At 43.6% G+C, this 17,825-nt stretch carries 18 protein-coding genes and 1 riboswitch; of the genes, 12 read left to right on the top strand and 6 right to left on the bottom strand.

Translation table 11 applies throughout. The features are described from left to right. Positions 1-15: 15 nt before the first annotated feature. Positions 16-804 carry a putative hydro-lyase gene (locus tag ACXQIQ_RS08530; protein ID WP_439299190.1) on the top strand — a complete coding sequence of 263 codons (789 nt, stop codon included), beginning with the start codon at positions 16-18 and terminating at the stop codon, positions 802-804. Between the two features lie 47 nt (positions 805-851). Here the strand turns inward: ACXQIQ_RS08530 and modB are convergent, their stop codons facing one another. Further along, a complete protein-coding gene (gene modB / locus ACXQIQ_RS08525; protein WP_439299191.1) occupies positions 852-1,520 on the bottom strand; it encodes a molybdate ABC transporter permease subunit in 669 nt (222 codons plus the stop codon). 9 nt (positions 1,521-1,529) lie between these two features. Beyond that, positions 1,530-2,315, bottom strand: coding sequence for a molybdate ABC transporter substrate-binding protein (gene modA, locus ACXQIQ_RS08520; protein ID WP_439299192.1), 786 nt, complete (start codon positions 2,313-2,315; stop codon positions 1,530-1,532). A gap of 142 nt (positions 2,316-2,457) precedes the next feature. Here modA and ACXQIQ_RS08515 point away from each other — a divergent pair, with 142 nt between their 5' ends. Next, a complete protein-coding gene (locus tag ACXQIQ_RS08515) occupies positions 2,458-2,643 on the top strand; it encodes a hypothetical protein (protein ID WP_439299193.1) in 186 nt (61 codons plus the stop codon). A 51-nt stretch (positions 2,644-2,694) separates the two neighbouring features. Here ACXQIQ_RS08515 and ACXQIQ_RS08510 read toward each other — a convergent pair whose 3' ends face one another. The 4 genes from ACXQIQ_RS08510 to ACXQIQ_RS08495 all read right to left on the bottom strand — a co-directional run bounded on the left by ACXQIQ_RS08510 (position 2,695) and on the right by ACXQIQ_RS08495 (position 7,390). Further along, positions 2,695-4,227 (bottom strand): carboxypeptidase M32, encoded by a 1,533-nt coding sequence (locus ACXQIQ_RS08510; RefSeq protein ID WP_439299194.1) that lies wholly within the window; start codon positions 4,225-4,227, stop codon positions 2,695-2,697. 362 nt (positions 4,228-4,589) lie between these two features. Continuing rightward, a complete protein-coding gene (locus ACXQIQ_RS08505; protein ID WP_439299195.1) occupies positions 4,590-4,862 on the bottom strand; it encodes a small, acid-soluble spore protein, alpha/beta type in 273 nt (90 codons plus the stop codon). Between the two features lie 79 nt (positions 4,863-4,941). After that, entirely contained in the window at positions 4,942-5,814 is an 873-nt protein-coding gene (locus ACXQIQ_RS08500; protein WP_439299196.1) for a phosphotransferase family protein, read from the bottom strand. A gap of 64 nt (positions 5,815-5,878) precedes the next feature. Beyond that, a complete protein-coding gene (locus ACXQIQ_RS08495) occupies positions 5,879-7,390 on the bottom strand; it encodes a glycine betaine uptake BCCT transporter (RefSeq protein ID WP_439301909.1) in 1,512 nt (503 codons plus the stop codon). 174 nt (positions 7,391-7,564) lie between these two features. Between ACXQIQ_RS08495 and ACXQIQ_RS08490 the strand changes: the two genes are divergently transcribed. The 10 genes from ACXQIQ_RS08490 (at position 7,565) to ACXQIQ_RS08445 (ending at position 17,683) form a co-directional block, all read left to right on the top strand. Continuing rightward, positions 7,565-9,106 (top strand): spore germination protein, encoded by a 1,542-nt coding sequence (locus tag ACXQIQ_RS08490; RefSeq protein WP_439299197.1) that lies wholly within the window; start codon positions 7,565-7,567, stop codon positions 9,104-9,106. Between the two features lie 28 nt (positions 9,107-9,134). Continuing rightward, the gene (locus ACXQIQ_RS08485; RefSeq protein WP_439299198.1) at positions 9,135-10,328 is read left to right on the top strand and encodes a Ger(x)C family spore germination protein; all 1,194 of its coding nucleotides are present in this window, start codon (positions 9,135-9,137) and stop codon (positions 10,326-10,328) included. A gap of 4 nt (positions 10,329-10,332) precedes the next feature. Beyond that, positions 10,333-10,566 (top strand): hypothetical protein, encoded by a 234-nt coding sequence (locus tag ACXQIQ_RS08480; protein WP_439299199.1) that lies wholly within the window; start codon positions 10,333-10,335, stop codon positions 10,564-10,566. A gap of 15 nt (positions 10,567-10,581) precedes the next feature. After that, positions 10,582-11,682 carry a GerAB/ArcD/ProY family transporter gene (locus tag ACXQIQ_RS08475; protein WP_439299200.1) on the top strand — a complete coding sequence of 367 codons (1,101 nt, stop codon included), beginning with the start codon at positions 10,582-10,584 and terminating at the stop codon, positions 11,680-11,682. Positions 11,683-11,889: 207 nt separating this feature from the next. After that, the gene (locus ACXQIQ_RS08470) at positions 11,890-12,099 is read left to right on the top strand and encodes an aldo-keto reductase family protein (protein ID WP_226548154.1); all 210 of its coding nucleotides are present in this window, start codon (positions 11,890-11,892) and stop codon (positions 12,097-12,099) included. 729 nt (positions 12,100-12,828) lie between these two features. Further along, entirely contained in the window at positions 12,829-14,490 is a 1,662-nt protein-coding gene (locus tag ACXQIQ_RS08465) for a PhoX family protein (protein ID WP_439299201.1), read from the top strand. Between the two features lie 26 nt (positions 14,491-14,516). Continuing rightward, positions 14,517-14,729, top strand: coding sequence for a twin-arginine translocase TatA/TatE family subunit (gene tatA, locus ACXQIQ_RS08460; RefSeq protein WP_439299202.1), 213 nt, complete (start codon positions 14,517-14,519; stop codon positions 14,727-14,729). 73 nt (positions 14,730-14,802) lie between these two features. Further along, positions 14,803-15,546, top strand: coding sequence for a twin-arginine translocase subunit TatC (gene tatC, locus ACXQIQ_RS08455; protein ID WP_439299203.1), 744 nt, complete (start codon positions 14,803-14,805; stop codon positions 15,544-15,546). A gap of 74 nt (positions 15,547-15,620) precedes the next feature. Then, positions 15,621-15,773, top strand: a riboswitch (FMN riboswitch). A 201-nt stretch (positions 15,774-15,974) separates the two neighbouring features. Further along, positions 15,975-16,556, top strand: coding sequence for an ECF transporter S component (locus ACXQIQ_RS08450; protein WP_439299204.1), 582 nt, complete (start codon positions 15,975-15,977; stop codon positions 16,554-16,556). Positions 16,557-16,765: 209 nt separating this feature from the next. Continuing rightward, positions 16,766-17,683 (top strand): DUF6454 family protein, encoded by a 918-nt coding sequence (locus tag ACXQIQ_RS08445; protein WP_439299205.1) that lies wholly within the window; start codon positions 16,766-16,768, stop codon positions 17,681-17,683. The last annotated feature ends 142 nt before the right edge of the window (positions 17,684-17,825 follow it).

Raw genomic sequence — 17,825 nt, 5'->3', positions numbered from 1 at the left:
AGGAGAGGCATCTACATGGTGAAATACGACAATATGAAGCCTGAAGAAGCGAGAAACATGTTCCGTCTGAATAAGTGGAATAAACCGACAGCAGGTATTGCGAATGGTTACACACAGGCCAATTTAGTCGTTCTACCGAAAACGTTGGCCTTTGAATTCTTGTTGTTTTGCCAACGAAATCCAAAGCCTTGTCCCGTTCTCGATGTGACAGAGGTCGGCTCTAGTGAACCTGCTTTAGCCGCTTTGGGAGCGGATTTGCGGACGGATCTTCCGAAATACCATGTGTATGAGAATGGCGTAAAGACTGCTGAGCCGGAAGACATTTCTGCATATTGGCGGGAGGACATGGTCGCTTTCCTCCTCGGCTGCAGTTTTACATTTGAAAAAGCCTTGATGGAACAGGGGATTCCGATCAGACATGTAGAAGAAGGTGTCAACGTTCCGATGTTCCGGACCAACCTTCCATGTGAAAAAGCCGGACCGTTCGAAGGAAACATGGTCGTCAGTATGCGGCCGATCCCTTCAAAGGATATTGCGAAAGCTGTTCAGATCACCTCCCGCTTTCCATCGGTACACGGAGCTCCCGTTCATATAGGAAACCCGGAACACCTTGGCATTCATAATTTATCAACACCTGACTTTGGTGAACCGGTTACGATTGGTGAGGGTGAGGTGCCGGTATTTTGGGCTTGCGGCGTGACGCCACAAGCGGTCGCGATGCAGGTGAAGCCTGAACTCATGATTACACATGCACCGGGACACATGTTCATCACAGACTGGACTGATGACCATTTTGAGTATTGATAAAAAAAGCAGCATCCAGAATGATTCTGGTGCTGCTTTTTCCCGTCTTAATAACGGGCTGTACGTGAAAAACGATAAATGATGAACAAAAGAATATACGAAAGCAGGATGATGGAGCCGACCCACATCCAGGCGAGTTGCATGTTTCCCGTATCAAAAGCAAGATAAATCGCGGTCGGAACGGTTTGTGTTTTACCAGGGATGTTGCCCGCGAACATCAATGTCGCACCGAATTCCCCGAGGGCCCGTGTGAAACTGAGCACAAAACCGGTAAGAATCGCTTGAGCGGCGAGTGGAACTGATACTTTGATGAATACGGCCATTGAAGTCGCCCCATCGATTTTTGCGGCATCTTCAATTTCAGAATCCACAGAGGCGAAGCCGGTTTTCGCCGATTGATACATGAGTGGAAACGAGACGACCACTGCCGCAAGAACCGCAGCCCACCATGTAAAAATGAGCGACTGATTGAAAAGTGTTTCAATCAGTTTTCCGATGGGACTGTTCACACCAAAAATGACAATCAGCAAAAAGCCGACCACCGTCGGAGGCAGCACAAGTGGAAGCATCAAGAAGGTCTCAAGAGCCGTTTTACCGCGAAAAGAGCGCCGAGCCATGAGACGCCCGATCAATGTTCCGAGCACACCAACGATGATACCGGCCGTTATGGCAATTGTGATAGATAAATAAATCGGAGACCAGAAAGATGAAACCATTGAAAAACCTCAATCTATTGGCATAAAGCCGAATTTTTGGAACGTTTTTATGGACTGTTCAGTCTGAAGGAAGTTGAAGAGTGTCTTCGCTTCCTCAAGATGCTTCGTATCCTTTACGATGCCACCAGGATAGATGATGTCTGTATGTAGTATGGAATCGACCTTCTGGAGGAGATGGATCTTGGATGAACTCTTCGCATCTGTGGCATAAACGAAGCCAACTTCTACATTCCCGGTTTCCACATAAGAGAGCACCTGTCGGACATCTTTCGCATAAACGATCTTCTCTTGGATTCCTTGCCACAGGTTCGAGTTCTCGAGTGTTTCTCTCGCATAATGACCAGCTGGTACAGACTCCGGAACACCAATGGAAATCCGGTCGATCGCATCGTTTTTCAGATTGGAAAGCTCAGGTAATGAAGCTGTTTCATCCGACTTTTTCGTAATGACGACGAGTTCATTTTTGAATAAGCTTGTTGCATAGTCCTGATGGATGTGACCTGCTTTTTTTAGGGTATTGAATTTCTCTTCAGAAGCCGACAGAAATACGTCAGCCGGTGCGCCTTGCTCAATTTGTCTTTGAAGGGTACCAGACGATGCAAAGTTCAGGATCAGGTCGATTTCAGGGTAGTCCTCTTCGAATTGCTGCTCGATGACCAGCATCGCATCGCTCAAACTGGCGGCAGACAATACATGCAGCTCTACTTTTTCATGAGGATCTGTCGATGGTTGGTTCGTACATCCTGCAATAATTATGGTGATCATGACCAGGAAAAAGAAGCCCGGAGCCCTCATTACATTCACATCCAAAACGATAATCTCTAACAAGTTTACTATACCGAATGCCTTGTTAAAAGAACAGTAAATCTCATTTTTAGAACCGTGAAAAGGAATATTATGTTAAAATGGCAGTGGTTAAGTTAAAGGGGGAGACGGATTGGAAATTTGGTTCTTTGGATTCATCATCGTCATTGTTGGTTTTTCTCTTCTGTACTACGGTTACATTGAAAAAAAGAAGTATGAGTATAAAGGTAAAGAATTGGAGCTCGAGCAAAAGAAATTGGATCTGAGAATGAAAGAGCTGGAACACAGTTCAATAAATAAAGAGTCGGTTGAGAAGTAGATTAAATAGAAAGGCTGTCTTCTTAGGAAGACAGCCATTTCGTTTGTTTGCTTACAAATCATACAACTTGCTGAATTTTTGTTCCAAATAGTCGACCAGATACTTGGAATTAAGCTCTTCACCTGTCACTTTTTTAATCAACTCACCAGGCGTATACAGCTTACCGTATTGGTGGACGTTTTCTCCGAGCCACTCACGGATCTTCATGAACTCCCCATTTTGAATATGTGAATAGAAGTCAGGCATATCCTTCAGCACTTTATCCAACATCTGAGCACCGTACAAGTTACCAAGTGAATAAGAAGGGAAGTACCCGACGCCACCATGGGACCAGTGAACATCCTGTAGTACACCTAAACGGTTAGATGGAGGCGTGATTCCTAGATAATCTTCGAACTTCTCATTCCAAACCTGCGGAAGATCCTTCACTTCAATGTCACCTGCAATCAAACCTTTTTCAATCTCATAACGGAGCATAATGTGTAGGTTATAAGTGAGTTCATCCGCCTCGACACGAATGAGGGAAGGTTCGACGCTGTTGATTGCTCGGTAGAATTCCTCCAACGACACTCCGCTTAATTCGTGTGGGAAATGCGTTTTCAGGTCATCGTAAAAATACATCCAGAACTCTTTCGTGCGTCCTACGAAATTCTCCAGGAAACGGGATTGTGACTCATGAATTCCAAATGATGCACCTCTACGGATGACACGTCCTTCATAGTCCGCATCCACACCCTGTTCGTAGAGCGCATGACCGGTCTCATGAATCGTTCCGAAGATCGCCATTCTCATATTGTCATGCTCATAACGAGTCGTAATCCGGACATCACCCGTGTTAATTCCCATTGCAAATGGATGCGTCGTTTCGTCCAGTCGACCAGCGTCCAGGTCATAACCGAGTTTTTCGATAATAAAATGAGCGAACTGCTTTTGCTTTTCGATATCAAACGTTTGATTGAAGATTTCAGTCCTTGGCTTTCTAGACGATTGTTGAATGCGATTCAAGAGATTTATGCTAGATTCTCTAAGGTCTGCGAAAAGAGGATCCAATTTTTCGACCGTCAAACCTGGCTCGAACTCATCGAGCAGTGCATCGTACGGGTGTTTTTCATATCCGTAATACTCTGCGAAACGCTTTTTCATGTCGATCATTTTTTCCAAATAAGGCTGGAAGTGTGCAAAGTCGTCATTCGCGCGTGCTTCTTCCCAGGCATCGTTCGCATTTGAAGCTAAGACAACATACTCGTTATACACATTGGACGGAATCTGTTTCGACTTGTCATAGTCTTGTTTCCGCTCTCTCACACAAGCTTGTGTCGCCGGATCGAGTTGATTGAATACATCAGGTTGTGAAAGCTTTTCAAGACATTCACCCATCTCTTTTGAAATGGAAAGCTTGAACGTCTCTGTTGAAAGCGTACCTTTTGCCTTCGCGAAGATCGGCTTTCCTTTTTTCGGTGCATATGTACGTGCGTCCCAACCTAGTAACCCCATGATATTCGTGAAGTGACAGATCTTTTCATCGAGCTCAGTGAATTGCTTGACCGCTTGTTGAACCGTTTCATCCAATACTTGTTGCGTCATCTTCAAAACCCCTCCTTATAATTGTAAAAGAACCTACCTAACCTATTCGGTCTTGGGAGCTGATTTCCTTCGAGTGACGAAATATTTGTTAGGTGACCGCACCCCGAAAATGCGAAAACTCAAGTTTCGCACCCCGCAAGAGGCTTAATCGCACCCCCAAAACGTGAAAACTCAAGTTTCGCACCCCGCAAGAGGCTTAATCGCACCCCGAAAACGCGAAAACTCAAGTTTCGCACCCCGCAAGAAGTTCAATCGCACCCCGACAATGCGAAAATCGCGATTTCACCCCCCGCAAACTCGTCACATCAAGCTCAAACAAAAAAGATCGACTCTGCTCTCAATCGCGAGTCAATCCTTCATGTTCATTGTTTATTTAATTGATCTTTTGCTCGTTTGATGAGTTCGTGGACCATGCTACCCCCGATTTGACCACCGATTCTACCGGCATCGTGCGAACTGAGATCGCGGTTTCCTTTTTCCTTAAGAGGAATCCCGAGTCCTTTCGCCACTTCGAACTTCGCTTTGTTCGGATCAGCTTCATTTACGTTGTAGCCTTTCTCCTTCAAGACTTCCACTTTCAACTGGTCCAGGCTTTCTCTTGCTTCAGGCACGAGGGGTCTGCGTTGTCTCGCCATGTTCTTTGCCTCCTTTTTTACACTTAGTATGTGCATGTAAGGGACAAATTACGAGCGGAAGCGAACCTGCTGTTCACCATCAGACATATTCTTTCAAACCGTTCTTCAACGATTCTGGATTTCTGTTGTTGTAGCCGTGGAGCGCCTCTTGCAAGGCGAATGTGCCGGCATAGAACTGAGCACGCGGCAACAACTCATCTAAGCCTGAATAATATCGTCCCATCTTTTGGACAAAATCAAGCCCATATTTTTTCAAAAGCCCGGCGAAATCCACTGCGGGATCTCCGACATGGCTGCTTGCAAAATCGATGATGCCACTCACTTTTCGCTCGTCTTCATCAAAAAGGATGTTGGAGACGCCGAAATCTCCGTGGATGATTGCTGGAGAGAAAGTGAAATTCTCTTCGTCATTCAAGTAAAGTTCAAAATGGGAAGTGATCTCTACCTGCTTTTCCTCACGAATATAAGAAAATAACGACTGTGAGATATTCTCGTACATGTTCACCCAAAATCTGTAAGCGTCTTTCCCTGTAATGACTTTACCTGGCGCTTGTTCAGTCGGGATGGCGTGCATCTCGGTCAAAAACAGGGACAAATCCTTCGCTAATCTTTCTGCCGCCACTTCGTCCAGTCCATTGACTGTCTCCGGATAAAGAGGATCACCAGGAATCAAAGGATAACCGACGAACGACTGTCCGAGGATATTCGTATCGGTGTTATGGAAGACGGGTACCGGAATCGGAAGGGAGATATAGGGATAGATATAGCCAAGTTGCTCGCATTCAGTGTGCAGAGTATCAGCTGCATCCTCGTTCTTCGGAAAGCGGAACACCCACTCATTATTGAGAAAAAGAATATCATTGTTCTGACCGAAGTGATTCCAATGAATCACCTGGAATTCAAGTGAAGGATAAAAAGAATGAATACACTTCAAATATTGTTCCAAATACATAAAACAATCCCTCCCATCGAGAATATTCGACTAGAAGGGACTGTTTTCCTTTTTTCAATATAGCTTATTTCTTACTCTTACGTGGAATGTGTGGCTCTTTTCTCACCACTTTAATAATCGATAGACACATGACAATGAGAATGACCGTAAATGGTAGTGCAGCTATCAACGAGGCGGTTTGCAAACCTTGCAGCCCGCTGCTGATGATGAGGACCGCTGCAATTGCTGCCATCAAAAGACCCCAGATGAATTTGACGAAGCGTCCTGGATTCAAATTGCCGTCTGTCGTCATGATGCCGAGTACGAACGTAGCGCTGTCTGCTGACGTAATCAGGAATGTCAATATCAACAAAATCGATAAGAGTGAGAACAGGAAGGTCAATGGCAGTTCAGCATACGTGACGAACAATGCCGTTGTAACATCCTCATTCACAAGCTCAGCGATATTCGTACCCTGAGTTAAATCCAGGTGTAGAGCCGTTCCTCCGAAAATTGCGATCCAGATGATCGCGAGGAAGGGTGGAACGATCAGCACTCCGAAAACGAACTCACGAATCGTCCGGCCACGGGATACCCTCGCAACAAATGATCCGACGAAAGGGGACCAGGCGATGACCCATGCCCAATAGAAGACAGTCCAGTCACGGACCCAGGTCCCACCTTCATAAGGGGTCAAACGGAAACTCATTTCAAAGAAATTCGAAATATAATCTCCGATTCCAAGCGTCATACTGTTAAGAATGAAAACGGTCGGTCCCATGATAAGGACGGCAATCATCAGGAGAAGAGCCAATCCTAAGTTCAAGTTACTTAACCATTTGATGCCTTTATCGAGGCCTGTCATCGCAGAAGTAAGATAAAGGATGAGCAACACACCCGTAATGATCAATTGCATCATGGCATTGTTCGGAAGATCGAAGACAGTTTTCAAACCACCGTTGATTTGCAGGATCCCGAAACCGAGAGAAGTTGCTACCCCGGTAATGGTCGCGATGACTGCAAGGATATCGACCGTCCTTCTTAAAGGCGTTTTGCCAGAATGCCCGATCAAAGGATTGAACGTCGTGCTGATCAATCCTTTCTCTTTTTTACGATATTGAAAATATCCGAGTGCCAATCCAACGACGGTGAAGACAGACCATTGATGGATGCCCCAGTGGAAGAAGGAGTAGCGCATGGAAACACGTGCAGCTTCTTCAGACTGTCCTTCCAAGCCCATGGGAGGCTTGAAGAAGTGGCTCATCGGTTCTGCTACGCCCCAGAAAACGAGACCGACCCCGAATCCTGCGCTGAACAACATCCCGATCCAGGTGAAAAAGGGATAGTCCGGTCGGGAATCGTCTCCGCCAAGTCGGATTTTACCATAACGGCTGATTGCTAAAATCAAACAAAAAATCGTGAAGAAAAACACGGCGATGAGATAAAACCAACCAAAAGCATATGTAGTGAAATCGAACACGGATGCGGCATTATCTCCTAGTGATTTCGGTGATAGGGCTCCCCATAGGACGAAGAGAAAAACGATGATGGATGATACCCAGAACACGATGTTGCGATGGGGAGCTTTTCCTTTCATTTTTTCCATTCGAGTTCCTCCTTTAATGATTGCTGAGATGAAAGGTGCGTCTTTTATAGGTATACCCTACTACCGTAAAGATTAACTTCAGTGCAAAAACATCTTGTATAGGCTCGTGGAGGGTGGAAGATGCTAACGATAAGTGTGTAAATCGGAATGGAAGGAGACGTGATTATGAAACGTGCTAAGCGTAGAAAGCATTTGAAAGAACATGATTCAAAGCCCGTTCAACAAAATCACTCGATTCTGCAGATCCATCCGAAATTAGAGGACAACATCAACGAAATGAAGCAATCCATTGGAAACTCCATGGATATCATTGTCAGAGAGTTTCTCATCCAAGAAAACTTAAACGGGGCAATCATCTATACGAAAGGTCTTACGGACCTCCAAATGATACAAGAGCTTCTAGAGTCCCTGATGTTACATGGTGACGAAGATAAAAGGATTCAATTTGAAGATGTAAAAAAATCAATTTTGACGGTGTCACAAGTAGAAGAACAAAAGGAAATGAGCCAGCTATTAACCGGATTACTATCGGGAGATTCCATCTTGTTTTTGGATGGATATGAAACAGCACTATTAATCAACACGAGGAAATGGAAAGGAAGAGGTGTCTCTGAACCTATTACTCAACCGGTTGTGCGGGGTCCTCAAGAAGCATTCACAGAAACGTTGATTACGAACACCGCACTGATTCGAAGAAAGATCAGAGACGAAAACCTTTGGATAGAGAACAGGCAGATAGGCACTCGTACAAAAACCGATGTAGCCATCGCATACATTAACGGTGTTGCTGATGATGCCATTGTAGAAGAAGTCCGCTCAAGGTTAGACAAAATCAAGATTGATGGAATCTTAGAGGGAGGATATATTGAAGAATTCATTCAAGATTCAACCTACTCTCCTTTTCCGACGGTATACAACACAGAACGTCCGGATACTGTTGCCGCCAACCTACTCGAGGGACGAATTGCAATCATAGTGGATGGCACCCCGTTTGTGTTGATCGTACCTGCACTTTTCGTCCAATTCTTTCAAGCGTCAGAGGATTACTACCTCCGATCCGATTTTGGTCTCATCCGATTCCTTCGTCTTCTTACTTTTTTCATTTCGTTGTTGGCACCATCTTTATACATCGCGATCACGACTTTCCACCAGGAAATGCTGCAGACTTCATTATTGATTAGTCTCGCGGCACAACTGGAAGGGATACCTTTTCCAGCCTTTGTGGAAGCTTCGTTGATGGCCGTTACATTTGAGATTTTAAGAGAGGCAAGTATTCGTATGCCGAAAGTGATCGGTTCTGCCATTTCAATCGTGGGTGCCATCGTTTTAGGAGAAGCAGCATATACAGCTGGACTCGTGTCACCAGCAATGGTCATCGTCGTGTCGATTACGGCGATCGCAAGTTTTGTGACACCCGCATTCACCATGTCGATATCCATCCGGGTTCTCCGATTCATATTAATGATCTTTGCTGCGACGTTCGGTCTTTACGGGATCTTGATCGCCTTATTTGGATTGACTTTGCACTTATGCAGTCTTCGTTCCTTCGGGGTACCTTACTTATCTCCGGTCGGACCGTTCAACATGAATGATCAGAAGGATGTGCTGTTCAGGTTTCCTTGGCCTGCAATGCACAATCGCCCCTCCTTTTTGCAACAACAAGATCAACAAAGGCAATCTGTCGGAAGAAAAGAACCAAAACGATAAATAGTCATACTGAAGAGTTGGTGAAACCATGAAAAAGGTAATCATATTTCTGATGATCTTGATGCCTATATTCACATCAGGTTGTTGGGATGTTAGGGAATTAAGCGATCTTGGGATTACCGTAGCCTTAGGGTTGGATAAAAAGGGGGACGAATTCAACGTTGCTGTCCAAGTGGTGAATCCTGGTGAAATTTCAAGAACTGCTGGAGGCGCTGGTAATAAGAAACCTGTAACGGTGTATGAAGAAACAGGTGAAACCATTACAGAGGCATTCCGGAAGATCCTGACGACATCCCCGAACAATATTTACCTCTCCCATGTGCGAGTGGTGGTCATAGGGGAAGAACTGGCTAAAGATCGCATGAAATATGTATTGGACTTTATATCTCGGAACCATGAATTTCGAACGGATTTCTTTTTGATCGTGGCAAAAGACTCCACTGCAGATACCATTTTAAAAGTCATGACAGCAACAGAAAATGTACCTGCTAACAAGATGTATGAGTCCTTGCTTAAATCAGAAGAACTCTATGCACCGACTAAAGCAGTGACACTGGATGATTTGAAAATAGACCTTTTGAATAAAGGGAAACAGCCCGTGCTAACTGGTATCAGACTGATAGGGGATGAGGATCGAGCGGCTTCAGAAGAAAATGTTAAAAATCTGAAGAACACGAGTAAATTGAAATACGAAAATTTAGCTGTATTTAAATCGGACAGATTAATTGGTTGGCTTTCAGAAGAAGAAAGTAAAGGATACAACTATTTAATCGACAATGTAGTCAGAGCGAACGGGGTAGTCCCTTGCCCAGATGGTGGTAAGGTCGGCATGAACCTAATCAAAACAAAGACAAAGTTGAAAAGTCGATTTACAGGTGAGAAGCCCATTATGTATATCGAGATTACAGGAGAAGGTAATATAGATGAAGTATCTTGTGGGATTGATATTAGAAGGCAAGAGAATTTCGCCAAGCTTGAACAGAGTTGGAATCAACGGATCAAATCCCTATGTTTACAAGCAGTCGATGCAGCTCAACAAGAGTTCCAAACCGATATTTTCGGTTTTGGAGAAGTCATCCATAGGCAGCACCCGAGCAAGTGGAAATCGTTAAAAGATCAATGGGATGAGGAATTCATGGACCTCGAAGTTAAGGTAACTACGAAGTTGAAAATACGTCGCTTTGGAACGATAACAGATTCTATTGTGAGTGAATTGGAGTAAGAGAATGTGGAAGATAATCGGATTACTGTTAGTATCAGCAGCTATTGTCCTAATTGAATATCCACAGTTGAAGAAGAATCGAAGCAGAATGGATCGATGGAGTTTTGCGGTTTTACTTGGTATAGCATCAATGTTGAGCATCATGAAAATATATGATGTACCACTATTCAACCCACTACAAGCCATCGAGTTCATCTATAAGCCGATCTATGAAATTGTATTCAACCGAGTGTTATGAAGGAGTTGATCAAGCATGCTGGAGAGAGGAAGGATATCTGTTGCCCAATTTACAATCCTTGTTTTTCTTGTAACAACAGGGGATTCGATTCTCGTTCTGCCTTCCAGTATTGCAGGAGAGGCGAAAAATGACGCCTGGCTTTCGGGTATCTTCGCGTTAGGCATCGGATTACTCCTTGTGCTCCTTTTCTATCAAGTCAGTAAGCTCTTTCCTGACCTTACCTTTGTAGAATACAGTGATCGGATTTTCGGTTCTTTCCTAGGAAAAATCTTAGCTGGTCTCTTTTTGCTTTATCCTTTTTTATCAGTCGCTTTACTGTTACGGGAGTTGGGGGATTTTTTAACGACACAGATCCTGCCACACACTCCGATGGAAGCCATTACGATTCTATTTATGGTGTTTGTCATATACGGCACACGATTAGGATTGGAAACATGGGTTCGAGCAGGACAAGTTTTTTTACCTTTTTTCCTTCTTCTTGTTGCATTATTCTTCGCCTTTCTGACTCCTCAATTTCAGTTGGATAACATAAAGCCGATTTTGGGTGATGGATTAAAGCCAATGCTGCGAGGTTCGCTCACCTTCACCGCATTTCCCTTCATGGAAACCCTGATTGTCTTAATCATGATCTTTCCATATGTAAAAGTAAAAAAACAAATAGATTTAAGGAATGCCATGCTGCTTGCGCAAACTGCAGGTGGGGCATTGCTTATTTTCATGATGCTGACAGCCCTATTGGTATTCGGGGGTGAACTCGTTGCGCATCAGCAATATCCTAGTTATTCCCTGGCGAAGAAAATCAATATCGGGAAGTTTCTTGAACGGATCGAGGCCATCATTGCCATCCTATGGTTGATTACAATCTTCATAAAGGCAACCTTTTATTTTTACAGTTCGACGCTCGGACTCGCCCAACTATTGAAATTACAAGATTATCGACCATTGACATTTCCACTGGGAATGCTTGCTATTGTACTATCTTTAGAGGTTTCACCAAGCATCACATATTACAATGAAGTGATTTCAAAGTATTGGCCACTTCTGGATTTTACAATCAGTCTCATCTTTATACCTTTGATTCTTCTTGCTGGTTTGTTTTATCTCAAAAATAATTAATGGACAAAATTAGTTCTTCACTTGATTAAAGAGAATTACGGGTGGTCATAATATGGGAAAAAGGATACAATTAGTTTAACATTTTCGTCATTTTTTAAAAATTTACTTTTTTTTGAAACATTAACTCAATATCATCGTATAATATACAGAAACTAGGTATATAGGGATGTCCATACATAAAATGATTTCATAAGAAGGGTGATGTTCATGAGTTTAACTGCGAAAATTACCATTGATTTTCTGGTAGAAGGAAACAAGGAGTATTATGTGGAGTTACTAGACATACCTGAAGAAGTGTCTGCGGGGGAACTTCAAGAGCTGGTGGAAAAGCGTGCTGGTAAGGTGAAAGAAATGAAGTGTGCGGAAATTCTCAATTCATCCATTAAAATCAATCGCGACCATCAAGTGAGGCACTGAGTCTCATTTCTTGGTTTTCTTGAGTTTTCGATTGATTCCGAATGTGATCAGGGTAAACAGAAAGACCATGGAAGCCCATGTCACAGCACCGAATTGTTTAAATACCTTGAACATAGCAATTCTCCTTGGAAAAGAGGATTTTTCCAAATTATAGCACTCCAACTCATTGGATGTAAAACAAAGAAAGAAGGGTGAAATGAATCACCCTTCCAAATAACGTGAGCACTAGCCTGCAAGCGGAGAGGAAGAACATCTTTGCATCGAGACGGTTGTTCCAAGGACGTTCCAATATTTAGGGGAGGTTCTCTCCGGCAAGAGGTTCGCTATGCAGCTTGTTTATATTTTTGTAAGAACAGCGGGTATGTTTCCCGCTTGTCTATACTATTCTAGCCCTCATCCAAATTGGTGGGGGCTTTATTTTTGTCTATTTTGTGGCACAATCCAATCGTTATATATGAACAAAACGTAAAGCTCTACACAATTCCTTTACAATTCAATGGTGTTGTCAGAAAGCTGATTGTATGAACATCCAAATCATCCTGTTCATGGAAGCAGTATAGTAAATTAGAACTACAAAATTGTTCAACAAAATAGACTTTTTTTCCTGAAAATCGCTAAAATGCGTCTTATTTCAAGCTTGTAACCCTTTCTACACGATTCCTTAAAAAATGAGGCTTATCATGAAAATTGCAACAAACTTCAACTCACATATATAAGGAGTGACGGGAAATGGGTAAGGTGAATCGAAGAAAATTCCTAACCTATCTTGGTACGGGTGCAACAGCCCTTGCGGCATCAAGCACGGGATTAAATGTTCTTACAAAACCTGTTCAAGCAGGTGACTTTCATAAAGAAGGACAGAGGAAGCCAAAAATCGGCCGACTCAAGTTCAGCCCGATCGAGCCTTCTTCTAAAGATGATCTAGTTTTGCCTCGTGGCTACCAATACAATGTTGTTGCGGCCTACGGAGATAAGATCAATCAACAAGGAGACACATTTGGATTTAATAATGATTTCACGCTTTACTTCCCGATCAATGAAAGAGATGGTGAGCGGGAAGACGATGATGACGATGATCGTCGTAAAAGTGAGCGCGGATTGCTCTGGGTCAACCATGAATATGTTTCAGATCTTTTCGTTTTCGGACAAGAGGTAGACAAGTATTCGAAAGAGCAAATCCAAACGCTTCTTTACAACCAGGGTGGATCCATCATTGAAGTTTATCGAGATGGTCGTACCTGGAAGATGGACACGAAATCAAAATACGCTCGCCGTATTACAGGGCTCACACAAATCAACTTGACTGGACCAGCAGCTGGATCGAAGGCTGTGAATGGTGCAACGAAGGTTCAAGGTACATTTGCCAACTGTTCTGGTGGTAAAACATTGTGGGGTACCCTGCTGACATGTGAAGAAAACTATGAAGATACAGCTGAAGATGCAGGTTTGGATGAGACGCATTACGGATGGGTTGTCGAGGTCGATCCTTTTGATCCGAACTTCAAAGTCCGTAAACATACGGCTCTAGGGCGTTTCAATCACGAAAACGCATCGATGGGCACTACAAAAGATGGACGCGTCGTCGTTTATATGGGTGATGACAAGAAAGATGCTTGCGTCTACAAGTTTGTAAGTAAAGGAAAATACAATAAGCAAGCAGGGAAGAAAAACGCAGATCTATTGAATGAAGGAACGCTTTATGCAGCAGATTTAAGCAGTGGAGAATGGATCGCATTGACAGTAGAAGCGGTTCGGGAAGCTGCAAAAGGGAACCAAGAAATGCTTGAAAAGTTCCAAACACAAGCGGATGTCGTTGTGCATGCACATGATGCTGCCATCCTTCTTGGTGCAACACCGACAGACCGTCCGGAAGATGTAGAAATCAGCCCGTTTGATGGAACGATTTTCGTTGCACACACAAATAATGATAAGCACGGAAACATCCATGGACACATCACACGTTTCTTTGAGAAAGATGGAGACCACGGAGCTTCCGAATTCCAATTCTCTATTTTCGCAGCAGGTGGAATCCAGAGCGGATTCAGTGCTCCGGATAACCTGACATTCGACCAGTACGGAACATTGTGGACGGTTACGGATATCTCGAGCAGCAAGTTGAACGATAAAGTCTGGAAACCGTTCAAGAATAACGGAATGTTTGCAATCCCAACGTCTGGTCCCCAAGAAGGGGAAGCATTCCAGTTCGCATCTGCGCCTATTCAAGCTGAATTGACTGGACCATCCTTCACTCCCGATGAAAAGACGTTGTTCTTATCCGTCCAACATCCAGGTGAAGAAACAGAAGACCTATCCAATCCGACAAGCACATGGCCACACCGAGCAGGAGAACGTATGCCACGACCTGCAGTCGTAGCAATCATCGGATTTTAATCGATAAAAAAGAGGAGGAATGAACGATGCCTTTCGGTCAAATTGGTATTCCTGGATTGATCTTGATTTTGATCATCGCATTGATCATCTTCGGACCATCTAAACTGCCTGAGCTCGGACGAGCAGCCGGCAGCACATTGAGAGAATTCAAAAATTCTACAAAAGATTTGATGTCTTCTGATGATGATGACGACGATAAAGCAGAGAAAAAAGCAACAGCTCAAAGCGAACAGAAATAATGGGATGGGGGTTGGCTTAATCGATGCGATTGAGTCAGCCTCTTTCTACTAAAGAAGAAAGGCGGTGAATGCTATGCGTGAAGTGGATGAAGAGTTGGAAGTCACAGAACATCTAGAAGAATTAAGAAAAAGAATCATCTGGACTTTGGTTGTGTTCATCCTATTCCTGGTTGGATCCTTCGTGTTTGTCGAGGAGATTTATGAATGGCTGATTCGGGAACTCGATCAAAAGCTCGTCATCCTTGGACCTTCAGATATCCTTTGGGTGTATTTCATGATCTCGGGGATTTGTGCGATTGCCATGACCATACCTTTTGCCGCATTTCAAATCTATCGTTATATTAAACCAGCGCTGAACTTGAAAGAACAGAAAGCAACGCTCTCCTATATTCCAGTATTATTTCTATTATTCTTGGTCGGCATATCGTTCGGTTATTTCATTGTCTTCCCGATGGTCCTTTCCTTCATGGAAGGTCTGTCAGCTAATCATTTCCAAGAAATGTACACAACAGAGAAGTATTTCCGATTCATGATGCAGATGACCCTTCCTTTCGGGTTGTTATTTGAATTACCTGTGGTCATTCTATTCTTGACGACCATCGGTATATTGAACCCGACCCATCTGATCAAAGCAAGGAAAGTCGCATATTTCGTTCTCGTTGTGGTCGCCGTTTCGGTTACGCCGCCGGATTTCATTTCTGACTTCCTTGTGACGATACCGTTACTGTTGTTGTATGAGATCAGTATATCTCTAGCTAAGATGGTCTATAAGAAAAAACAGAAGAAGGAAAGACCGGACCTGAAAAGTGTCAGTTGATGGGAAATAAGCATTCCTATTGCAGAATCAAGCCATTTAACGATATACTGTAATTGTAAATACAACAACATAAACACCATCTTCGGGGCAGGGTGAAATTCCCGACCGGCGGTAGATGAAGACCCCCTTCATGAGCCCGCGAGCTTTGTTCTTCTCAAACAGAAGAGCTTTGCTGATCTGGTTAAAGGCCAGAGCCGACAGTATAGTCTGGATGGGAGAAGATGTTTGCACGGTTTCTTTTAGTCACGTACGAGAAGAGGCTTAGTTTCTAATGGTCTAAAAACCTGTCATAGAAAGCGCAAATACTCCCTAAAGCTGCGAATAGCTTTAGGGATTTTTATGCCATAGAAAACAGGTGGATCTCATATGGGCGGAAGTGTGCAATGCATTGGAAGCAAGATGGCGTTTAGGAAAAGGAGAGGTTTCCTATGCAAAAAAAGGGGAGATTGTATCGCATGATTGCTGTCTCACTAATGAGCAGCATGGCGTACGTATTGATGCTCCTGGATTTTCCATTTCCAGGACTGCCGCCATTTCTTAAGATCGACTTGAGTGATGTACCGGCATTATTAAGCGGAATCGTCTTCGGACCGGTTGCAGGAATTACCGTCGAAGCGATCAAGAACATTCTGCATTACGGTGTGCAAGGTAGTATGACAGGGGTACCTGTCGGACAGTTCGCCAACTTCCTGGCGGGCAGCTTGTATATCGTCCCGGCTTCAATCTTGTTCCGTAAGTATCGCAGCAAGAAAGGTTTGACAATGGGATTGGTTGCAGGAACGTTTACAATGACGCTCGTGATGGCACTATTGAATTACGTGTTGATCCTGCCAGCGTACACATGGTTCCTGAATTATGATCCGATGACGTCTGAAATGATGACGCAGTTGATTCTAACAGGGATTACGCCATTCAACTTGATCAAGAGCACGATTGTCGCCGTATTGTTCGTGATGATCTACTACAAGTTGGCACCATACTTGAAACGGATGGAACAACTTGCTTCATAAAAAATTTAGATAATGAACCCCTTTTCCGATGAGAGAAGGGGTTTTTTACATGGGAATTGTTACATGTAGGATTACAGTTTCGTGTTAAAACTAAAGAGACATTTAATTCTTCGTAAATAGTCTAAAGAAGTGCAGGTTCCTCTTCCTAATGAGGGTGAAATTGTTTACGTTTAAAACGTTAACGTACATACCCACAAGGAGGAACGCACATGCGCGTAATCACAACCATTTTATCAGCCGCTTTACTGATTGGAACGGTATCGACGGTCGTTGCCACTGACAGCGATACGGAAGGTCTGACAAATGAATTCAAACAGCTGGAACGTAGTACAGAGTGGAACCAAGTCGAGGAGCTTGATTTGAATTTCAACGTCCATCACCCACAAGGGATGACGAAGATCGAGGATAAGTACTACATCTCATCGGTGGAGATCATTGAGAAGCCGAAGAAATATAATCAGCCGAAAGATGGATATGATCGAACAGCCGGTAAGGGAGTCGGGCATCTGTTTGTTGTAGATGAGCAAGGCCAATTGTTGAAGGATATCGAGCTGGGTGAAGGCGATATGTATCATCCAGGTGGAATTGATTTTGATGGTGAACACATTTGGGTACCCGTTGCGGAATACCGGCCACATAGCCAATCCATCATGTACAAGGTGGATCCGGAGTCTAACGAAGTGAATGAAGTATTTGAGGTGGACGACCACATCGGCGGTGTCGTGAGCGATGAAGAGAAGAGTCGTCTATACGGCGTCAGCTGGGGATCTAGGACGTATTATGAATGGAATCATAAAGGGAAAGTGAAGTCGGTTGAAAAGAATCCGAGCCATTTCATTGATTACCAGGACTGTGAAGGAATCGATGAGAATAATATGATTTGCAGTGGTTTAGCTGGGTTGCCGTCAGAAGATGGAGGCACTTACGAATTAGGTGGACTAGCGTTATTGGACAAAAAGTCGCACGAAATACAGCATGAAGTACCACTTGCGGAATTCTCACCACAGCACCATGTAATTACACGTAATCCGGTTTATCTCGAAACGAAGGAAGAAGAGGACGGCATAAGATTATATGCTGTTCCAGATGATGACGACGCTTCATTGTTGATTTATGAAACAAAATAATGTGGTGGGAAAAGGGGTTTCAATGATGAATCCGGTTTGTCCTTACTGTGATTCATAAAGATATCTCTTTTTAGTAAGAAAGACCTGATTGGCTGAACCTTGCTTCATTACGGCAAGACAACACCTGAGTTTGGCTGGATCA

The organism is Pseudalkalibacillus sp. Hm43 (assembly GCF_054170705.1).
Note: the sequence above shows the minus strand (reverse complement) of the source record. Positions and strands in the feature narration are given on the sequence as shown.